Origin of the sequence: Tianweitania sediminis, from assembly GCF_017813335.1 — a bacterium.
GTDB classification, from domain to species: Bacteria; Pseudomonadota; Alphaproteobacteria; order Rhizobiales; family Rhizobiaceae; genus Tianweitania; species Tianweitania sediminis.
Window position 1 is genome coordinate 187657 of sequence record NZ_JAGIYY010000005.1, and the last position, 20355, is coordinate 208011.

Consider the following 20355-nt stretch of genomic DNA (forward strand, 5'->3'; position numbering starts at 1 on the left):
CCTCTTGACTTGATGAACCTTATTCATTCGAATGCTGATGAGCTTGGCGCCGCTTGCGGCCAGGGAGGAGGCTCATGAGCGAACGCCCGACTAGGACGTCGTGGGACAAACAAGAGGCATTGGCCCGGCCTGTGGGCTTGTCGAAGGGTGGTCGCGAAGCGCCCGTTCTAGTCTGCGCGGACATTGAACGTCGTTTCGGTGGTCTCCGCGCCCTGAAGGGTGTCAGCCTCTCTGTCGAGAAGGGCGAAATCTTCGGACTTGTGGGACCCAATGGGTCTGGCAAGACCACGATGGTCAATGTCATGACAGGCTTTTATCCGCCCAGCAGCGGCACCGTGACCCTGTTTGGACAGGATGTCAGCGGCATCGCGCCGCATCGCATTGCATCGCTGGGCGTCGCGCGAACCTTTCAGAATCTTGCGCTCTTCAAGGGCATGAGCGTGCTCGACAACATCATGCTTGGGCGCCACACCGCGATGCGGCCAAGCGCGCTCGGTACGTTCTTTTATTGGTGGTGGTCACAACGGGAAGAGCTCGCGCACCGTCGCGTGGTCGAGGAAACGATCGAGTTCATGCAACTCGAGGACATTCGCAATGAGCCCGTGGAGGTTATCCCGATCGGACTGCAGAAGCGGGTGGAACTGGCGCGCGCGCTGGTGGCCGAACCGCGCTTCCTCATCCTGGATGAGCCAATGGCCGGGATGAACCAGGAGGAAAAAGAGTACATCGCGCGCTTCATTCTCGATGCCCGAGAGGAGCGCAACACCACAATTCTTATCATCGAGCACCACATGGACGTGGTGACGGCCATCTGCGACCGCGTCGTGGTGTTGTCCTATGGCGAAATCATCGCTGAAGGGGAACCGCGCGCGGCCATTGCGGATCCCGCCGTGGTGAAGGCCTATATCGGCGAGCGGGCTGCCCGTCGCCAGGCGGGGGCAGCGGCTTGAACGCGGCAGTAAAAACCATCAAAGCGACAGGCTGGCCCGTGCGGGATGATGGTGCCCCGGCGACTTTGGTTGCGGCTGTCGCCCGCAACGCCTTCGAACACGGCGAGCGCATCGGGTTCCGGGAGCGCGAGCATGGCATCTGGCGCGAATGGACCTGGGCCCAGGTGCTTGAAGAGATCCTTCAACTGGCTGCCGGTTTTGAAGCCGTGGGCCTCATGCCCGGCCAAGCCATGACGGTTGTCGGAGACAACCGCGCGGCGATCTACTTCTCCATGGTTGCGGCAAATGCTCTTGGAGCATTTCCCTCGCCGGTCTTCCCAGACGTGCCGGTGGATGAATTCGATGCCTATATGAGATTTGGAGAGCCGCGGATCGCACTTGCCGAGGACCAGGAGCAAGTGGACAAGCTGCTGGATGTACGAGCGCGCACAGGTCGACCGGAGATCATCGTTTATGACGACCCGCGCGGCGTCGCGGCGTATGAGGCTGAAGGCCTCGTTTCTGTTGAGCGATTGCGTGACATGGGAAGCCAGCAACTCGCCTCCGACCCTGGTAAGCGCACAGCGCTGATTGGCCGGGCCGGTGGGGACGACATCGCGGTGCTGCTTTATTCGTCCGGCACCACAGGCAAGCCCAAGGGTATTCCGCTGCGCCACCGCAACGTGGTCAGCGGTGTCCTGAACGCAGAAAAAGGCGGATATTTCCGCCTTCATGAGGAACTCTTCGCATACCTGCCGACGGCTTGGGTCGGAGACTACATCTTCACGCTTGGTGCCGGTATCGTTCTCGTCGCCACCATTAACGTGCCCGAACGCCAGGAAACGGCCCTACACGATCTGAGGGAAGTGGCGCCGACGTTCTACCTCGCTGCGCCGCGTGCGTGGGACAACATGCTGACACGAGTGCAGGTTGGCATGGCGGATTCGACGCCGTTGAAGCGCCGCTTGTTCGACTTTTTCCTGCCGCGTGCCGTCGAACTGGAGCGCCGCAGGCTGGCGGGCAAGTCCATAGGGATCAAGGATCGTGTTCTCGACGGTATTGGCCAAGTGCTTGTTTATGGGCCGATCAAGGATTTTCTCGGTTTGTCACGTGCGAAACGAGCTTTCACTGGCGGCGAGGCCATGGGCGAGGACACGTTCCTGTTTTTCCGCGGTCTCGGTATCCAGTTGAAGCAGTTCTACGGCCAAACCGAGACCTGCGCCTTGTCCGCCGCACAGGTGGAGGGAAGTGTTCGACTCCACACGGTCGGCAGGGCGATGCCCGGTGTTGCGGTGAGGATCGCCGACGATGGCGAAATTCTGCTCAAATCGCCATCGATCATCGAGGCGTATCTCGATGATCCCGACGCGACGGCAAAAACCTTCGTGGACGGATGGCTGCGCACGGGCGATGCTGGCTACCTTGAAAGCGAGGGCGATCTTGTCGTGCTCGGCCGCGTCAGCGAAGTGGTTCACACGGCCGCTGGTGAGCGCTTCATCCCCAATTTTATCGAGAACCGGATCAAGTTCGCGTCCTTCGTGCGAAACGTCGCGGTGTTCGGCGCAGGGCGCGACGACCTGACCGCAATTGTGTGCATCGACTATGAAGCCGTGGGCCATTGGGCAGAGCGTCGGGCAATCACCTATGGATCCTATGCTGAGCTTTCACAGAAGCCGGAAGTCGGCGACCTCGTGGGCGAGGTCATCGCGCATGTCAACGAGACCCAGCCCGAGCCATTGAAGATTCGACGCTACGTGAACCTCTTCAAAGATTTCGACGCCGATGACGGCGAGATCACGCGCACCCGAAAGCTGAGGCGCAGCGTGATCGAGGATCGCTACGCGCCGCTGATCGAGGCGCTGTACTCCGCAAGCGAGAAGGTGGTTTACGAGGCGAGCATAACCTACGAGGACGGCACGCATGGTGTGCTGACCCGCGAACTCGAGATCCGGAAGGTGCTCGTCTGATGGACATGCTGCTTTTGGCGGAACTCGCGATCAACGGTGTTTTTATCGGCCTGATGTATGCGCTGGTGGCAGCCGGCATCGTGTTGATCTACAAGACATCGGGTATTGCCAATCTCGCGCAGGGTGCCCTCGCGATGATGGGCGGCTATCTTGCGTGGGCTTTTTCAGCCCTCACGGGCTTTCCGATCTGGATCGCAATTCCCTTAGCACTTGTCGCCATGTTCCTGATCGGAACGCTTCTTGAGCGGTTCGCTCTCCGCCGCATGGTCGGCCAGCCAATCATCATGGTGATCATGCTGACGCTCGGCCTCGAAATCATGCTGCGCGGCGTATTGCCGGGTTTCTTCGGTTCGGCAGTGAAGCGCCTCGATATCGGGATTCCGCCGACACCATTCTTTATCGGGGACATCTTCCTCAACAAGGCGACGCTGATTGGGGGCTCGGTGTCACTGCTCCTGATCCTGGTCGCGATCTATTTCTTCAACTCGCGCCTGGGCATCATCATGCGGGCGGTTTCGGACGACCAGTCCGCTGCCTGGTCTGTCGGCATCAAGGTCGAGCGCGCCATCGCCATCGCCTGGGGCTTATCAGCCGTCATGGCTACGGCTGCCGGTGTGCTTTGGGGAGCAACCCAGGGCGTCGACTGGTCCTTGTCGCTGCTTTTGATCAAGGCGCTGGCGATCGCCATTCTTGGAGGCCTGGACTCTTTGCCGGGCGTCCTGATCGCCGGCGTCATCGTGGGGCTGGCTGAAAGCCTCGCCACAGGGGTGCTTGACCCGATCGTCGGCGGGGGTACGCGCGATGTCGTGGCATCGGTCATTATCGTGCTGACTTTGTTGCTGCGACCCCACGGCCTGTTCGGCCGCGAGCATATCGAAAGAGTTTAGCAGCCATGTTTTACCGTCGCGCTGGCATCCGGCATACACGCTACCAGGACGAGCGGCAGATCTGGCCCTTACCGTTCGACCGTCGGCTGGCCTTGCTAATATTCCTGCTGGCGATCTTCGCCCCGCTGCTGATCGATCGCTTGTATCTGGTCAGCTATCTGCTTCCTTGGGTCATATGGTCCACCGCCGCGCTTGGCTTGAACTTCCTGATGGGCGGGGCAGGGCAGATCCATCTCGGCTATGGCGCGGTGATCGCAATCGGCGCCTATGCTTCCGTTCACATGGTCCGGGCTGGTTTGCCGTTCGAACTGGCGATGATCGGCGGCGGCTTGTTGAGTGCGGCCGTAGGGATGATCTTTGGCGCGACAGCCCTTCGGGTCAAGGGCCTCTACCTCGCCATGGCAACGCTGGCCATGCAGTACATCGTCGACTTCGTGATCATACAGTTTCCCGCAATCAGCGGCGGCACTCAGGCGACCTTACAGGTGCCGCGGGTGTCGTTCCTTGGCGTCGAAGTGACCGGCGACCTCGCGCCTTACTATGTGGCTCTGTTGATCTGCCTGTTGGTCACCCTTTTCATGCTGAACCTTCGCCGCTCGAGCTTCGGGCGCGCCCTCGCTGCCGTGCGAGAAAAGGACTATGCGGCAGCGGTGATCGGCGTGAACACGTTCCGGTACAAGCTGCTTGCCTTCTGGGTGTCTTCCTTCATCGGCGGCGTCGTAGGTTCAGTCTTGGCCGTTTGTTATTATCGCGCCATTTCGCCCGACCAGTTTCACCTCGACCTGTCGATCCAACTGGTCGCCATGGTGATCGTCGGTGGCCTCGGGAGTGTGCTTGGTTCCTTTTTTGGAGCAGCACTCATCCTGTTTGCGCCGATTCTGCTCAACCAGTTCTTCGGATTCGCGGCAAGCGAACTCGGCATGACGATCTCCACGGATCTGCGCAGTCATGTCCCCCTGATGCTCTATGGCGCAATGATCGTGGGGTTTCTGCTTTGGGAGCCGCTGGGGCTCGCAAAGATCTACGCGAACCTGAGGAACTACTTCCTGGTTTGGCCTTTCCGCCACGCCCGGCAGTGAGTGCGACCAAAAACAATGTGGAGGAGAACGGAAATGAAAAGACGGGAGTTCCTGACCGCTACCGCGGCCGCCGCAGTTCTGAGCCAGATGCCCATCCGCATCGCAGCTGCCCAAGACAAGGTGATCAGATTTTCAATGCCGCAGGACTTCACCAAGGTTTATACCTTTGTGACTGCGGAATATAGCCAAGGACAGCGCGACTACCTGACGCTCGTCAACTTGCAGGGCGGGATTAACGGGCATCAGATCGTCGCCGACGTATCGGATCACGGCAACGATCTTCCGCGGGCGATCGAGGCCTATGAACGGGCGAAGAGCGAAGGCGCAGTGTTGATCGACCCGCTGTCGACACCAGTAGCGCGAGCGCTTGTTCCCCGCGCCCTGGAAGACAAGATCAACCTGATCACCGCGTTCTCGGGTCGCTCCGACGCTGCTGACGGGACGGCGTTCCCTTATGTTCTGCCGCTTTCGCCCAACTACTGGACGCAGGCGGCGCTGCTGATCGACTTCTTTCGGCAAAAGGACGGAGACCTGAACGGCAAAAAGATCTGTTACGTCCATATCGACACGCCGTTCGGCAAAGAACCGCTGCCGATCCTCCAAAAGCTGGCTGAGCAGCAAGGCTTTGAGCTCGTCACCTTCCCCTATACGCCGCCTGGAAACGACCAATCGGCGATATGGCCGCAGGTGCGCCGCGCGCGTCCTGACTGGGTGATGTTCTGGGGCGCGGGGGTTGGTCAAACCACGGCTTTGACAGAGGCCATTCGCAATGGGCTCGACATGTCGCGCTTGTCGTCGAGCGTCTGGATTTCAGAGTCCGACATGGAAGTCGTCGGTGCGGAACAATGCACGGGCGTGTTGAAGGTTGAGCCTTGTGTTTCCGGACGCGAACCGGAGTTGATCCAGGAAATCCTGAAGGAGGTCGTGGAGCCCGACAAAGGTGCAGGACCGGAAGACAAGGTTGGTACCGCCTACTACAACTATGGGGTGATGCTGGCCGCGATTATGGTGGAGGGTGTGCGGAAGGCCTTCGAGAAGGACCCGGATGGTCCGATCTCGGGCGAATGGCTCAACGCCGGCCTGCGGTCCATTTCCGATTTCACGGCGGAAGGATTGATCCCCGCAACGACCATTACGCCAGAAGATCACCAGGGTGGCGGACAGGGGCGCATAGCCCACTGGGACGGTGCGAAGTTCGTGCCAGACACAGACTTCTTTTCCGCAAACCAGGATGTGGTTTGGGAAGAGGTGCGAAAATACTCCGAGGAGTTCAAGAAGACGGGCAAATAGGCTCCTTCAGGTACGGTCGAGCTGAGGCTCGGCCGTACCGGTTTCCTCCAGAGCTTCAGGTCACCAATGACACTGCTTGCGTTGAACAACATCGAGGTCGTCTACGACAGCGTCTTTCTGGCAGTGAAGGGCGTGTCGATCGAGGTGCCGGAAGGTGGGCTCGTCGCGCTTCTGGGTGCGAATGGCGCCGGCAAGAGCACGATCCTGAAGTCTATCAGCGGACTTCTAAAGCCCGAACGTGGTGCCGTCAGCCACGGTCAAATCACGTTCGAAGGAACAGATATCTTGGCGCTTGATCCGCCGGAGCGGGTCCGCCGTGGGCTGGTTCATGTCCTAGAAGGTCGCCGCGTCTTTGAGCACCTGACGCCCGAAGAGAACCTTCTGGCCGCAACCTCTATGCACGGGGATCGCTCTGAAGTCGCAGGGCTGGTCGAGCAGATGTTTCAACTCTTTCCGCGGCTGGCTGAACGAAACAAGTCGAAGGCGGGTTACTTGTCTGGTGGTGAGCAGCAGATGCTGGCGATCGGGCGCGCCTTGATGACCAAGCCGAAGCTGATCCTGCTTGATGAGCCCAGCCTTGGCCTTGCTCCTTTTCTCGTCGATGAGATATTCGATACGATCCGTCGCATCAATGCCGAGCAGAACACAGCGGTGCTTCTTGTCGAGCAGAATGCCGTTGCCGCGCTTGATGTCGCGCAATCCGCTTACCTGATCGAGCAGGGACGCATCGTGATGAGCGGCACAGCAGACGTTCTGAAATCCAATCCGGATATCCAGCAAGCCTATCTCGGGGGTGGCAGTGGCGTCGACTACCATGCCGTGAAGCACTACCGCCGGCGCAAGCGCTGGCTTGCCTGACCCAACATCGTTCGCATTTCAGAAGGTGAGTTCGAGATGCCGAATCCTCTCCGCGCTTACACAGTCTGGAACGTGATCGAGCGCAACGCTCGTGTCCGGCCGGAGCACGCCGCTTTTGTTGGCGATCTAGGTGTTCTCACCCATCGCGACCTGTTGACCAAAGCCCTCGGCCTAACCGCCCAACTAGCGGAGCTTGGCGTTTCACCCGGCGACCGCATCGCAGTTTTGGCCGAAAACCACATACGATTTTACGCGCTGTTGGGAGCCGCGGCCCGTATCGGAGCCATTCTCGTGCCGCTCAATTGGCGGCTGCAGGTGTCTGAACTCAACATCATCGTCGACGACTGCCAGCCAGTTCTGTTGGTGTGCGACGCAGCCACGCGTGATGTGGCAGAGGCACTCGCGGAGGGTGTTGGTCCCCTCCAACTCCTCACGCTTGATCAAGCGGACGGATCCATCAAAGCGCTGGCGCCGGCGACGCCGGGCTCAGGACTTTCTCCAGATCCCGATGCCGATGCTGTGCTGTGCTTGATCTACACGGCGGCCACCGACGGGGTGCCACGTGGCGTGATGCTGACCCATGGCAACATGATCGCGTCTGCCGTCCAGCTTGGTTATGGCCTGAAGCTTGACGACAAGGCAGTGTTTCTCGGCAATCTGCCGCTATTCCATATCATGGCATTGAGCTTCGCGTTTGCGGTCCAATTTGCCGGCGGCGCAACCGTGGTGCGGCCCCGCTTCGACGCGGCTGATGCAGCGCAAGCCATTGCGAAGTACGGAGTGACGATGGCCGGAACTTTTCCGCCCATGCTCGCAGCGCTGCTTGATGCAGCGGAAGAAGGAGGGCATGACCTGTCCACGCTGCGGTTCTGCCTCGGACTTGAAGCACCAGCCACCATCGAGCGCCTAGAAAAAAACTGGCCAAATGCCCGTTTCTGGAGCGGGTTCGGTCAAACGGAAACGTCCGGTTTGGTTTCGCTCGGCCAAGCCCAAGCTATGCCCGGCGCGTCGGGTCAGCCGTCGCCGCTCAGCGACGTTGCGATTGGAGCCGAGGACGGCATGCTGCTTCCAGAAGGTGAAACGGGTGAAATCCTCGTCCGCGGGCCGTTGGTGATGAAGGGCTACTGGAACAGGGCGGCTGAAACCGCCGCGGCGTTCCAGGACGGCTGGCACCACACAGGCGATCTTGGCCGGCTCGAAGGCGGATGGCTCTTTTACCAGGGGCGCAGCGCGAGAAAAACGCTGATCAAAAGCGGCGGCGAGAACGTCTATCCCGCCGAAGTAGAGCAGGTGCTGAAGCAGCATCCCCAAGTCGCGGACGCCGCAGTTTTCGGCGCCCCGGACGAACGCTGGGGGGAGGTGGTTGTCGCCGCAGTTGTTCTAATGGAGGGCGTTCATCCCGACCCCGACGCCTTGCGTGCCTTTGTTGGTTCGCGGATCGCCGCCTACAAGCGACCGAAGCACATCATCTTCCGAAAGCGCCTCCCGCGCAACGCAAACAACGAGTTGGATCGCGCAACGATCGCCAAGCACTTGTCTTCTGGTGCGCTTAACTGACTTGAGTATCACCGCGCCGAATTTGCGCTTATCACTGCGACCGGCATGCTCCTCGAGAGCGAACGCATGGGATCGCTCACAGCAATCGTGAATACGGCTTCAACGGCGAACTCGCGATCAATGAATCCGGCGAGCGCTGGTCATCGGCGCGGTGACCAAAGGCTCACGACTTGACCAAATTCAGCGTCCGCTCATCGCGGTTCCCTGAACACAAGCCGTCCAACGCCCGGCCGAAAAGATCTTCCTTCGGATCGGCCGCTTCGAACAAGGTCATTGACGACCGGAATTTGAGGTCGTCGGGGGAGCCAAAAATATCGATCAACGACTGCGCTTGACCCTCCAAGACCGTCTGGGTGCAGAGGGTCAGGCGCGAGCCCAGCACGTCATGCTGGAGATAGGCGCGGGCCTCGTCGACGGATACGATGCCATAGAATTGCGCAGTGGGAGAATAGCCAAGCCCGCGCAGCTGGGGAAACACGAACCACATCCAGTGGCCTCGCTTCTTGCCTTCTTTTAGCTCCGCCAAGGCGATGTCGAAGACAGGTTCCTGCGCCGCGACGAAGCGCTTTAGATTGTAGGGATCGTCGGCCATGAGGGGGTCCTCTCCTGGCTGCGGACGCCTTTGCGCGTCCGCTCGTCAGCCGGCTCAATCAATGTCCGCGTTTGGTCGCCGAGTTTCTCCCGAGCGACTCTGGCATCGTTCCTAAGGATAGCAGTGGCGGAACGGAAAAGTGAACCCTGTCCCCTGCGGGAACGGTTTGTCCAGGAAAGCCGCTTCGCCTCCTGTAAGCTGCCAACTGGCGTTCGGCCCCAAGCCGTAGCGTTTCGCCAAAATCTCCTTTGGCCAATCATGGCCGAGAGAACTCACATGGGCGCCATTCCAAATCGATAGTGCTAGTCGCGAGCGCGCTGCCTGGAACATCGGAAAGAAGGTCGGCACACCAAGCCTCCGTTCACCCAGAAGCAAATCCAAGCCATTCGTTTTTCCTTGATCGCGAGAGACGCGTTCGGGATAGAGCGTTGTTCGATCTGCCAATCGACAGGAAGCTTCGCGGCTATGACTTGGTCAAGATCAGGATCCGTGAGGTGGTCGGCGGACTCGCTTCGGCGCACGAAGACCTCGATGATCTACAGGGCGACCGGAAACATCGGCGCCATCCAGATCCTGCTTGGTCACTCCAAGATCGAGAACACGGTCCGCTATTTCGGCGTCGACGTCTAGGACGCGCTGCTGCTGGCTGAGCGCACCGAAATCTAGGAGTTCGGCTGCCAGGGATATGGACGCCTCCCGCCACGCTTCGCGATAGCTGCGGAGGACACTTTCTGTGCTGCGGAGCGTGGATTCTCCCCAGTCGCGTTTATGCGCTGTTTACACCGATCGTTTCGATGACACATCGCGCGTTGATGCCTCCGCGCCATAGGTAGGACGCTCCCGACAACACGGAGCGTTCCATGTCCGACATCCTCTACATTGCGCTGGCAGCCGGCTTCTTCGTCGCCGCCGCTGCCTCTGTGCGCCTGCTCGAACGGCTCTGAGGTTTCCGACATGGCTCTCGACCTCATCGTCGGCGGCGCGGTTGCCGCTCTCATCCTCGTCTATCTTGGCTATGCGCTGGCTCGACCGGAACGGTTCTGACCCAGCGCAAGGACATTCTCATGGCCCCCGACATTCTGCAGTTCATCCTCTATGCGGCACTCGTGACCGCGCTCGCATGGCCGCTCGGCCTCTATCTCGCTCACATCTATGAAGGCGGTAGGACCCGGCTATCGCCGCTCCTCGCCCCCGTCGAACGCGGCATCTACAGGCTCGCCGGCATCCGCCCGGACCAGGGCCAGCACTGGACGCGCTATTCGCTGTCCGTGCTCGCACTCAGCCTCGGCTCCTGGGCGCTGCTCTACGCGATCCTGCGACTGCAGCACCTGCTGCCGTTCAACCCGCAGGCGCTCGGCCCCCTTTCGCCAGACCTCGCCTTCAACACGGCTATCTCATTCACGACCAACACCAACTGGCAGGCCTATGGCGGGGAAACGACCATGTCGTACTTCAGCCAGATGGCCGGGCTGACGGTGCAGAACTTCGTCTCAGCCGGCGTTGGCATGGCGGTCTGTGCGGCGATCATCCGTGGCTTCTTCGCCCGCGAGCAAAAGACGCTCGGCAATTTTTGGGTCGACCTGACCCGCTCCGTTCTCTACGTGCTTCTGCCCCTGTCGATCCTGCTGACGCTGTTCCTGGTTTGGCAGGGCGTGCCGCAGAACCTGATGGCCTATGTGACCGCGACGACCGTCGAAGGCGCGCAACAAACGATCAGCCAGGGCCCCGCTGCCTCGCAGATCGCGATCAAGCAGCTCGGCACAAACGGCGGTGGCTTTTGGAACGCGAACTCGTCCGTGCCTTATGAAAACCCAACGCCGCTTTCGAACCTTGCGGAGATGGTTTCGCTCCTGCTTATCCCGGCCGCCTTCTGCTTCATGTTCGGGCGAATGGTGCGCGACACGCGCCAGGGCGTGGCGATCTTCGCGGCCATGGGGCTCCTGTTCCTCGGCGCTCTCGCGCTGACCTATGGTTCGGAAGTCTCCGGCAATCCGGCGTACGCGCAGCTTCCGGTCGAACAAACGGCCGGCAACATGGAGGGCAAGGAAGTCCGCTTCGGCGTCGGCAATTCCACGCTCTGGGCGACCGCCACGACGGCGGCGTCCAACGGCTCGGTCAATTCGATGCACGACTCGTTCATGCCGCTCGGTGCGCTCGCCCCGATGCTCCTGATGCAGATCGGCGAAGTGGTGTTCGGCGGCGTGGGGTCGGGCTTCTACGGCATGCTGTCCTTCGTCGTGCTGACCGTGTTCCTTGCCGGGTTGATGGTCGGGCGCACGCCGGAATACCTCGGCAAGAAGATCGAGGCGCGTGAGGTGAAGCTCGCCGTCATCGCCTTCCTGGTCATGCCGCTCGGCGTGCTGGGGCTCGGTGCGCTCGCCGCCGTGCTGCCGATCTCGCTGTCCTCGCTCCAGGATGCCGGCCCGCACGGACTTTCCGAGATCCTCTACGCCTATTCCTCGGCAACGGGAAACAATGGCTCGGCCTTCGCGGGCTTGGGGGCGGGAGTGCCCTACCACAACACGATGCAGGGCATCGCCATGCTGCTGGGGCGCTTCATCTACATCGTGCCGATGCTGGCGGTCGCCGGGTCGCTGGCGGCCAAAAAGTCGGCGCCGGCATCGTCCGGCACCTTCCCCACGCACGGGCCGCTGTTCGTCACCCTCTTGATCGCCGTGATCCTGATCCTCGGCGGATTGACCTTCTTCCCGGCGCTCGCGCTGGGTCCGATAGCCGAGCACGTCTCGATGCTCGCCGGCGAAACCTTCTGAGGCACTCCCATGCGCAAGAAACCCGATATCTCCCTGTTCGACTGGCGCGTTACCGGTCCCGCGCCGAAAATGGCTTTCACAAAGCTTGATCCGCGCCTGATGGCCAGGAACCCCGTCATGTTCGTCACCCTGGTGGTGGCAGCGCTTTCCACCTTGTTGTTCCTGCGCGATCTTGTCGCCGGAGGTGAGAACGTGGCCCTTACCGGGCAGATCGCCGCCTGGCTCTGGTTCACCGTGTACTTCGCCAATGTCGCCGAAGCGATGGCTGAGGGCCGTGGCAAGGCCCGCGCCGATACACTGCGCGCCACTCAGTCCGAGACGCCTGCGCGCAGGCTTCCCTCGATCGATTCGGACGCGCCTGAAACGGTTTCGAGTCGGTCGCTCAGGCCGGGAGACTTGGTGCTGGTGAAAGTCGACGACATCGTGCCCGCCGACGGCGAGATCATTGAGGGCATCGCCTCCGTCGACGAGAGCGCGATCACCGGCGAATCCGCATCGGTGATCCGCGAGGCGGGCGGCGACCGGTCGGCGGTGACTGGCGGCACGCGAGTCGTGTCGGACTGGATCAAGGTCAAGATCACCTCAAAGCCCGGCGAGAGCTTCCTTGATAGGATGATCGCCATGGTCGAGGGAGCGGAACGCCAGAAGACCCCGAACGAGATTGCGCTCAACATCCTGCTCGCGGGCATGACGATCATCTTCCTGATCGTCGTCGTCACGCTTCAGCCCTTCGTCATCTATTCCGGCGCGTACGTGCCGGTGGTCTTCCTGATCGCACTGCTCGTCACGCTCATCCCGACCACGATCGGCGGCCTCCTGTCTGCCATCGGCATTGCCGGCATGGATCGGCTGGTGAAGGCCAACGTCATCGCCAAATCGGGCCGAGCGGTGGAAGCGGCCGGCGATGTCGACGTGCTTCTTCTCGACAAAACCGGCACGATCACCTTCGGAGCGCGACAGGCCGACGCCTTCGAGCCCTTACAGGGCGTGTCGCAAAAGGAGATGGCGGAGGCCGCGCTGATCGCATCCCTTGCCGACGAGACACCCGAGGGTCGATCGATCGTGGATTTTGCACGCAAGCAGCTCGGCCGGACCCTGGACGGAACGGACGAGGTCGCGGAAGCCATTCCCTTTTCCGCCAACACGCGCATCTCCGGGGCCGACCTGAAGCATGGGTCGACGCTGCGCAAGGGGGCCTCCGATGCGATCCTCGCATGGTGCGGCATCGGCACCACCCCGCAGATCCGCGCCGTCGTCGAAGGCATAGCAAAATCCGGCGGCACCCCTCTGCTGGTCGCCCGCGACAAGCGCGTGCTCGGCGTTATCCAGCTGAAGGACATCGTCAAGCCGGGCATCCGCGAGCGGTTCGCCGAACTGCGGAGGATGGGCGTGCGCACGGTCATGGTTACGGGCGACAATCCGCTGACGGCGGCCGCCATCGCCGCCGAGGCCGGCGTTGACGATTTCCTCGCCGAGGCTACGCCGGAGCGCAAACTGGAGCTGATCCGTAAGGAGCAGGCCGAGGGCAAGCTCGTCGCCATGTGTGGCGACGGGTCGAACGACGCCCCCGCACTTGCCCAGGCCGATGTCGGCGTGGCCATGAACACGGGCACGCCCGCCGCGAAGGAAGCGGGCAACCTGATCGACCTCGATTCGGATCCGACCAAGCTCATTGAGATCGTGCTTGTGGGCAAGCAGTTGCTGATCAGCCGCGGCTCGCTGACGACCTTCTCCGTAGCGAACGACGTGGCGAAATATTTCGCCATCCTGCCGGCCCTGTTCGTGACCGCCTATCCGGCGCTCGGCGTGCTCAACGTCATGGGTCTCGGCAGCCCAGGGAGCGCCATCCTGTCGGCCGTCATCTTCAACGCCCTGATCATCATCGCGTTGATCCCGCTGGCTCTGCGAGGCGTGAAGTACCAGCCGGCGACGGCTGTAACACTCCTGCGCCACAACCTTCTCGTCTATGGCCTTGGCGGCCTTATCGTTCCCTTCATCGGCATCAAGGCGATCGACCTGATTGTCAACGCCGCTGGCATCGTATGAGGTGACACAATGCTTTCCGAACTCAGACCCGCTCTGACCCTTCTCGCCCTATTCACGCTGCTCACCGGAGTAGCCTATCCGCTGGCGATGACGGGCGCCGCGCAGGCGCTCTTCCCGAACGAGGCGAATGGCAGCCTGGTCGAGCGCGACGGCCGGATCATCGGCTCCTCGCTAATCGGCCAGTCCTTCTCGGGCGAAGCCTATTTCCACGGACGCCCCTCAGCTGCCGGAACCGACAGCTACGATGCCGCTTCCACCGGCGGCAGCAATCTCGGGCCGACATCGAAGATACTGATCGAACGTGTGACGGCAGATGCGAAGCGGGTCAGTGCTGCGAACGGCGGCGCGTCGGTCCCCATCGATCTCGTCACCACGTCCGGCAGCGGTCTCGACCCGCACATCTCGCCGGCGGCTGCAATCCTGCAGGTCGAGCGCGTCGCCGCCGCGCGAGATGCAGATCGGGCTGCGGTCCGCGCGCTGGTCACCGAGCATATCGAGAACCGGACGCTCGGCGTGCTGGGCGAGCCGCGCGTCAATGTGCTGCTGCTCAATCTCGCGCTTGACGAACGCATTCCGGTCGCTGATTGACGATGGAAAAGGAAAGCCGCCCCGAACCCGAGGCACTCCTGGCGGAAGCCGCGAAGGAGGGGCGCGGGCGGCTGAAGATCTTTCTGGGTGCTGCCCCTGGCGTCGGCAAGACCTATGCGATGCTGGAGGCCGCGCAGCGACGTGGGGCGGACGGTCTCGACGTCGTGGTCGGTGTCGTTGAGGCGCATGGCCGGAGTGAGACTGAGCGGCTTGTCGCAGGCTTGGAGGTCGTTCCGCGGGCGCAAATTCCTTATGGCGGGCGCCTGCTCGCTGAAATGGACCTCGATCGCATCATCGCCCGGCACCCGCGACTGGTTCTCGTGGACGAACTGGCCCACACCAACGTGCCGGGCAGCCGACATGAAAAACGCTGGCAGGACGTGGAAGAGCTTCTGGCAACAGGGATCGATGTCTATTCGACGCTGAACATTCAGCACCTCGAAAGCCTCAACGACGTCGTCGCCCGGATCGCCCGGGTGAAGGTGCGGGAGACGATCCCGGACAAGGTCCTGGAACTCGCCGACGACATCGAACTGATCGACCTGCCGCCGGACGAACTCATCGAGCGGCTGCGGGAAGGCAAGGTCTACATCCAGGATCAGATTGCACGCGCGATCCAGAATTTCTTCTCCAAGGGCAACTTGACTGCCCTCCGGGAACTCGCGATGCGTGTCGCCGCCGATCGGGTCGATGCACAGATGACGGCCCACATGAAGAGCCATGCGATCCCCGGCCCGTGGCCAGCGCAGGATCGGGTGCTCGTCTGCGTCAACGAGGCGCCCGTCTCCAAGGCACTCGTCCGAGCTGCAAAACGCATGGCCGAGCGGTCGCGGACGGACTGGGTTGCGGCGTGCGTTACGACACCGGCATCCGAGCACCTCTCGGATGCTGCCAAGGATTCGATCGCCGAGACCCTGCGGCTCGCCGAGTCCTTGGGAGCAGACATCTCGACCATCAACGCCGAGAGCCATGTCGCCGACGAGATTCTTACCTTCGCCCGCAGCCGCAACGTCTCGCGCATCGTGCTCGGACGCCCACGGCCGCGTCTATTCACGGCTTGGTTCACGCGCGAGACGGTCGCCGAGGAGATCATCCGCAAGGCCGACGATTTCGAGGTGACGATCGTTTCGGCCGATCCGGGGGAAGCCAGGAAGGCTGCGATCCGTGGTGCCGTCCTCGCTCCTGAGCGCGATCCGAAGGCCTATTTCTGGTCGGTTGCCGCTGTCGCGGCCGCCACCGTCATTGCGATTTTCGTCAATCGCGTCTTTCCGGTCGAAAGTCTGTCGCTCTTCTTCCTGGTGGCTGTGCTGGGGGTTGCCGCCCGCTTCGGTCTGTGGCCCTCGATCTTCGCCAGCGGGCTGGCCTTCCTCAGCTACAACTTTTTCCTCACTGAGCCGTTCTTCACCTTCGAGATCGCCAACCAGGATCTGGTGCTGACGCTCTTCCTGTTTCTGGCTGTGGCGGTCGTGACAGGCAATCTCGCAGCGCGCCTGCGCGACCAGGCGCGGGCTCAGCGCGCGATCGCCAAACGAACGGCGAACCTGTTCGACTTCTCGCGCAAGGTCGCAAGTGTCGCCTCGCTGGACGACGTGGTCTGGGCGGCAGTGACCCACGTCGCATCGACGATGCAGTGCTCGTCGATGATCCTCATGCCGGATGCCTCGGGCCAGCTTGCGATCGTGGGGGGCATGCCGCCCGAGGACCATCTTGAACCGCGCGACCGCGGCGCGGCGGAGTGGGCGTGGGACAAGCGCGAGCCGGCGGGCTGGTCGTCGCAGACCCTGCCGTCGGCAAGCTGGCTGTTTCTGCCGATGAAGAGCGCGGACCGTATTCACGGACTGCTGGGCGTCCAGTTCGGCGCGCGCCAATACATCAACACGGAGGAGCGGCGGCTGCTGGACTCCCTGGTTGACCAGGTCGGTCTCGCCATCGAGCGCACCAAGCTCGCGTCCGACATGGAGCAGACGCGCCTGCTGGCGGAGACCGAGAGCCTGCGTGCTGCACTGCTCTCCTCCGTCAGCCATGATCTGAGAACCCCGCTGGTCTCGATCATCGGCGCTGCGACCACGCTGGTCGACGCGGACGAGGCGCTGGGCACCTCCGGCCGCCGGAGCATGGCCGAGACGATCCGTGACGAGGGCGAGCGGCTCAACCGCTACGTCCAGAACCTTCTCGACATGACCCGTCTCGGCTATGGTGCACTGAAGGTGGCCCGGCAACCTGTCGATCTGCGCGAGGTGGTGGGCCGGGCCTTGCGGCGGCTGGATCGCGATCTCGCCGGACATCGGATTGTCCGAGACCTGCCGGCTTCCTTGCGCGAGGTGTCCGGCGATGCCGGCCTTCTGGAGCAGGTGGTAGCGAACATTCTCGACAATGCCGCGAAATACGCGCCACGGGGTTCGCAGGTGACCCTGTCGGCCGACTCGAGCGGCGATGCCGTCACGCTGACCATAACGGACGAAGGCCCAGGCATTCCCGAGAGCGACCGCCCGCATGTCTTCGACATGTTCTTCCGCGTCCGCGCGGGCGACGGCCAGCCGGGCGGCACTGGTCTCGGCCTTGCCATTGCCAAGGGGATCATCGACGCGCATGGCGGAACGATCCGCGCCGAGGCGGCGCAGAAGGATGGCAGCGGGACGCGCATCGTCTTGACCCTTCCCACCGCTGCACTATCCGGCGCGCCCGTATGAAGACTGGCCGTATTCTCCTGATCGAGGACGACCCGGGCATCCGGAAGTTTCTGCGCGTGGCGCTGGAGGCGCAAGGCTTCACGATGGAGGAGGAGGCGTCCGGCAGGAGTGGGATCGCCAAGGCGGCGACCGCTCAGCCCGATCTCGTCGTGCTCGACCTCGGTTTGCCCGACTTGGACGGCAAGGCGGTGATCGCGAGAATTCGGGAGTGGTCGCAGGTGCCTATTCTGATCCTCTCCGTCCGCCAGGCCGAGGAGGAGAAGGTCGCAGCTCTCGATGCGGGGGCCAACGATTACGTCGTTAAGCCCTTCGGCATCGCGGAAATGCTGGCACGCGTCAGGGCGCTGCTTCGATCCGCATCGGGGGGCGCGGCGCCCGAAACGGAAATCGTACGCGGCGACCTCTGCATCGATCTCGCCAGCCATGAGGTCGTGCTTGCAGGGGATCCGCTCAAGCTCACGCGCAAGGAGTTCGACCTTCTCGCGCTGCTCGCCCGCAACGCCGGACGCATCCTCACTCATCGTCAACTGCTCGCCGACATCTGGGGACCGGCCCACGAACACGACCTCCAGTACCTGCGCGTCTTCATCGGCCGCCTTCGCGCCAAGCTCGGCGACGACCCGGCCGCGCCAAGGTTCATCCTAAACGAGCCGGGAGTGGGATACCGATTTCTGGACTAGCGGATCGCTCAGGACATTTGTCGGGCAAACGGCAGCTTGTTCAGTCTCGCCACCGTAAGCTAGAATCCTCCAGGCTACCGGCCGCCTCTTTCGAAAGCGCGGTTTCGAAGCGGTGACAGTGGAAAAGCCATGGCAATACCGGCCAGATCGAAACCATGTGAGAAGGTCGGTCCGATGGCTAGGGCAGCCCCGGCGAAGGCTGCAAGGATGCCGCTCCACTGACCAGCCCCCCAGCGGCATTCGGTGCATGATCGACAAGATTAGCACAAGAAGGATCGGCCATAGGTAGGCGATCACGTTTGCCTCGGCAGGCCCAATCCGGGGCATGGCCAAAAGGTAGAGGATGTTGTGATCTGCAGGCCTGCCGCGACGAGCAAGATCGTCATTGGCGAGGTGCGAACGAACGCGCCCATGCAGCCAGATGCCAAGGCCGGAATGATGGAAACGCAGAAGCCCACAGGCGCGGCCAGGGACAGAACGAGGAACGGGGGAGCGGGCTGCGCCCAGGTTGCCAACGTCGGCCACGTGGCCCAGAGCACCACAGCCCCGAGGGCGAGCGAAGCCGCTAGCGCTTTCGGTCCGAACCGTGGCAGCCTGACCAACTCCAGCCAAGAGCGAAGAACCGCGATCATGCCCGTAAGTCCTCTTTAATCAACTTGTTGTCTCAGACACTGATGTACACGGCGAACAGCCGAACATAAGCTGCATAATTTAGGAGTTTTAGCGCGGGTTGCTAAGTGCCCGCGACGAACTCGGCGGCCACAGCTGCATCTACCGCATTACCGCCCTGCCCAAGCATCTCCATGGCAGCCTCAGCGCTCTCCAGACGACCTGCTGAAACAGCGCCCTGTCGTCCCGCAACTCCCGTCTTGCTTACGATTTGCCTCGACTGGTTCAAAAGTCTCTCCTAACCGAGTGCTCGGCGCTGAACGTGATGGCTGGCGTATGCTCCGTTAGCAATTACTGCAGAACCAGGCGAGTGGACTAGTCACGTACGAAAGAAGCGTTCGCAAGCGGGCGAACGAGCAGGCTGTGAGGTGCGTGCAGATAACCACGGCCGAAATCCTCTGCGCTCCCGGACGTTGACTTAAGCCAGCTCGTCCCAAGTTTGGAATTGCTTTCAGCGACGCCGTCAAGGGCGTGACCCGAAGAGGTCGGTCTCGACCGAGGTGCTCGCGTTCCATGAGGCGCTTACAGTTTAACGGCACCGAAACTCCCTCTCGCCGTGACGCGGACGGACAAGACTTACTGCGCAGAACCACCAAGACTCGCAGGCAAATTTCTGTATCCTTGTCCTCAGAACCTTGAGTGCGCCAAGACGATCTGGCAGCCAACAAGAAAGGTCGGGGAATGAAGTACGTCGTCGATACGGTCGGCGGCCCCACAGGCGGAGACGCCTGGCAAGCCGCTGTCACAGCCGCCTATTTTCCGCTCGACACCGAGTATCGCAACCGTCATGAATTCCGCGGTTCGCTGGATATCTATGCGCTGGGCACTGTCAGTGTCTCGCGCATGCTGTGCGATGGGGTGCACTACCGCCGCCATCGCAGGCACTTCCTCAACGAGCAGGATTCCAGCCTGCTGATCACCATTCCGGAAGTCAGTGAGGTCAACTTTTCTCAAGGCTCGCGCAGTGTGCGCTGTGAGCCGGGCTCGTTTCTGGTTGAGCGTGGCGACGCGCCTTATGAGTTCTGGCACGGTCGGGCCAACGCGCTCTGGGTGCTGAAGGTGCCGACGGCCAGCGTCCGCTCGCGCATCGGGTCGGCCGATCGCCTGAGCGCTCTCTCCTTCGACGCCACGCAAGGTGTCGCTGCGCTCTTCCTCGACACGGTGCGCACCACGATCGTCCATATCGACGCCATTGACGATGCTGCGCGCGAAATGATGGGCCGGCACCTCCTTGAGATGCTCTGCCTTTCAGTGGTCTCGGATGACCGCGTGCTGGACAGCAGCGTGTCTTCGGTGCGCGCCGGGCACCTGCAGCGTGCTCAGCAATTCATCTGCGACAACCTGAAGAACAGCGAGCTCAATCCGCAAGCGGTGGCGGAGGCGTGCGGCATCTCGCTGCGCTACTTGCAGGGGCTGTTCAAGGACGCAGAGAAGTCGATCAACGGGTTCATCCGCGACAACCGACTCGATCGCTGCGCGGAAGACCTCTCGATGGTCTCTGATGGCCGCACCATCGCAGAAGTCGCATATCGGTGGGGGTTCGCCGACCAGTCGCAATTCTGCAAGCACTATCGTACCCGCTTCGGCTGCTCGCCCACCGAAACCCGGCGGCAGGCCATTGAGCGGGCGGGCAGGTCGCCCCAGCGGCGCGGGCACTAGAGCGCATACCCGATCATCCGAACGAACGCCGCAACCTGGACTTGCGGCGAGGGCGGACGCGTGTCCGCTCGTGAATTACCTTGCGAGGAACAG

15 protein-coding genes are annotated in these 20355 nt (G+C 62.0%); 14 read left to right on the plus strand and 1 reads right to left on the minus strand.

Features of this window, described 5'->3' with window-relative positions; all coding sequences use genetic code 11:
• The first annotated feature begins 74 nt into the window (after positions 1–74).
• From J5Y06_RS15640 to J5Y06_RS15670, 7 genes are all read left to right on the plus strand, one after another.
• On the plus strand, positions 75–950 hold the full coding sequence (locus J5Y06_RS15640; RefSeq protein WP_209336125.1) for an ABC transporter ATP-binding protein: 876 nt from the start codon (positions 75–77) through the stop codon (positions 948–950).
• Positions 947–2896, plus strand: a complete 1950-nt coding sequence (locus tag J5Y06_RS15645) for an AMP-dependent synthetase/ligase (RefSeq protein WP_245247921.1) — start codon at positions 947–949, stop codon at positions 2894–2896. The genes J5Y06_RS15640 and J5Y06_RS15645 overlap by 4 nt, the downstream gene beginning before the upstream one ends.
• Entirely contained in the window at positions 2896–3783 is an 888-nt protein-coding gene (locus tag J5Y06_RS15650; protein ID WP_209336126.1) for a branched-chain amino acid ABC transporter permease, read from the plus strand. The genes J5Y06_RS15645 and J5Y06_RS15650 overlap by 1 nt, the downstream gene beginning before the upstream one ends.
• Before the next feature lie 5 nt (positions 3784–3788).
• On the plus strand, positions 3789–4862 hold the full coding sequence (locus tag J5Y06_RS15655; protein ID WP_209336127.1) for a branched-chain amino acid ABC transporter permease: 1074 nt from the start codon (positions 3789–3791) through the stop codon (positions 4860–4862).
• A 33-nt stretch (positions 4863–4895) separates the two neighbouring features.
• Positions 4896–6152: an ABC transporter substrate-binding protein gene (locus J5Y06_RS15660; RefSeq protein WP_245247923.1), complete on the plus strand. Its 1257-nt coding sequence runs from the start codon at positions 4896–4898 to the stop codon at positions 6150–6152.
• Between the two features lie 66 nt (positions 6153–6218).
• The gene (locus tag J5Y06_RS15665) at positions 6219–7010 is read left to right on the plus strand and encodes an ABC transporter ATP-binding protein (protein ID WP_209336128.1); all 792 of its coding nucleotides are present in this window, start codon (positions 6219–6221) and stop codon (positions 7008–7010) included.
• Between the two features lie 36 nt (positions 7011–7046).
• Complete coding sequence (locus J5Y06_RS15670) at positions 7047–8567, plus strand: AMP-binding protein (protein WP_209336129.1); 1521 nt, start codon at positions 7047–7049, stop codon at positions 8565–8567.
• A gap of 163 nt (positions 8568–8730) precedes the next feature.
• Here the strand turns inward: J5Y06_RS15670 and J5Y06_RS15675 are convergent, their stop codons facing one another.
• Complete coding sequence (locus tag J5Y06_RS15675; protein WP_209336130.1) at positions 8731–9159, minus strand: DUF1810 domain-containing protein; 429 nt, start codon at positions 9157–9159, stop codon at positions 8731–8733.
• Between the two features lie 954 nt (positions 9160–10113).
• Here J5Y06_RS15675 and J5Y06_RS15685 point away from each other — a divergent pair.
• From J5Y06_RS15685 to J5Y06_RS15715, 7 genes are all read left to right on the plus strand, one after another.
• Entirely contained in the window at positions 10114–10203 is a 90-nt protein-coding gene (locus tag J5Y06_RS15685; protein WP_209336131.1) for a potassium-transporting ATPase subunit F, read from the plus strand.
• Between the two features lie 20 nt (positions 10204–10223).
• Positions 10224–11930 carry a potassium-transporting ATPase subunit KdpA gene (gene kdpA, locus J5Y06_RS15690; RefSeq protein WP_209336132.1) on the plus strand — a complete coding sequence of 569 codons (1707 nt, stop codon included), beginning with the start codon at positions 10224–10226 and terminating at the stop codon, positions 11928–11930.
• 9 nt (positions 11931–11939) lie between these two features.
• Positions 11940–13976, plus strand: coding sequence for a potassium-transporting ATPase subunit KdpB (gene kdpB, locus J5Y06_RS15695; RefSeq protein WP_209336133.1), 2037 nt, complete (start codon positions 11940–11942; stop codon positions 13974–13976).
• Positions 13977–13985: 9 nt separating this feature from the next.
• The gene (kdpC, locus tag J5Y06_RS15700) at positions 13986–14564 is read left to right on the plus strand and encodes a potassium-transporting ATPase subunit KdpC (protein ID WP_209336134.1); all 579 of its coding nucleotides are present in this window, start codon (positions 13986–13988) and stop codon (positions 14562–14564) included.
• A 2-nt stretch (positions 14565–14566) separates the two neighbouring features.
• The gene (locus J5Y06_RS15705; protein WP_209336135.1) at positions 14567–17254 is read left to right on the plus strand and encodes a sensor histidine kinase; all 2688 of its coding nucleotides are present in this window, start codon (positions 14567–14569) and stop codon (positions 17252–17254) included.
• Positions 17251–17934, plus strand: coding sequence for a response regulator (locus J5Y06_RS15710; RefSeq protein ID WP_209336136.1), 684 nt, complete (start codon positions 17251–17253; stop codon positions 17932–17934). The genes J5Y06_RS15705 and J5Y06_RS15710 overlap by 4 nt, the downstream gene beginning before the upstream one ends.
• Before the next feature lie 1350 nt (positions 17935–19284).
• Positions 19285–20262, plus strand: a complete 978-nt coding sequence (locus J5Y06_RS15715) for an AraC-like ligand-binding domain-containing protein (RefSeq protein ID WP_209336137.1) — start codon at positions 19285–19287, stop codon at positions 20260–20262.
• The last annotated feature ends 93 nt before the right edge of the window (positions 20263–20355 follow it).

Coding starts and splice junctions, on each gene's coding strand:
- kdpB (WP_209336133.1), top strand. CDS start 11,940: ATGCGCAAGAAACCCGATATCTCCCTGTTCGACTGGCGCGTTACCGGT.
- J5Y06_RS15675 (WP_209336130.1), bottom strand. CDS start 9,159: ATGGCCGACGATCCCTACAATCTAAAGCGCTTCGTCGCGGCGCAGGAA.
- J5Y06_RS15665 (WP_209336128.1), top strand. CDS start 6,219: ATGACACTGCTTGCGTTGAACAACATCGAGGTCGTCTACGACAGCGTC.
- J5Y06_RS15715 (WP_209336137.1), top strand. CDS start 19,285: ATGAAGTACGTCGTCGATACGGTCGGCGGCCCCACAGGCGGAGACGCC.
- J5Y06_RS15705 (WP_209336135.1), top strand. CDS start 14,567: ATGGAAAAGGAAAGCCGCCCCGAACCCGAGGCACTCCTGGCGGAAGCC.
- kdpA (WP_209336132.1), top strand. CDS start 10,224: ATGGCCCCCGACATTCTGCAGTTCATCCTCTATGCGGCACTCGTGACC.
- J5Y06_RS15650 (WP_209336126.1), top strand. CDS start 2,896: ATGGACATGCTGCTTTTGGCGGAACTCGCGATCAACGGTGTTTTTATC.
- J5Y06_RS15640 (WP_209336125.1), top strand. CDS start 75: ATGAGCGAACGCCCGACTAGGACGTCGTGGGACAAACAAGAGGCATTG.
- J5Y06_RS15655 (WP_209336127.1), top strand. CDS start 3,789: ATGTTTTACCGTCGCGCTGGCATCCGGCATACACGCTACCAGGACGAG.
- J5Y06_RS15685 (WP_209336131.1), top strand. CDS start 10,114: ATGGCTCTCGACCTCATCGTCGGCGGCGCGGTTGCCGCTCTCATCCTC.
- kdpC (WP_209336134.1), top strand. CDS start 13,986: ATGCTTTCCGAACTCAGACCCGCTCTGACCCTTCTCGCCCTATTCACG.
- J5Y06_RS15670 (WP_209336129.1), top strand. CDS start 7,047: ATGCCGAATCCTCTCCGCGCTTACACAGTCTGGAACGTGATCGAGCGC.
- J5Y06_RS15710 (WP_209336136.1), top strand. CDS start 17,251: ATGAAGACTGGCCGTATTCTCCTGATCGAGGACGACCCGGGCATCCGG.
- J5Y06_RS15660 (WP_245247923.1), top strand. CDS start 4,896: ATGAAAAGACGGGAGTTCCTGACCGCTACCGCGGCCGCCGCAGTTCTG.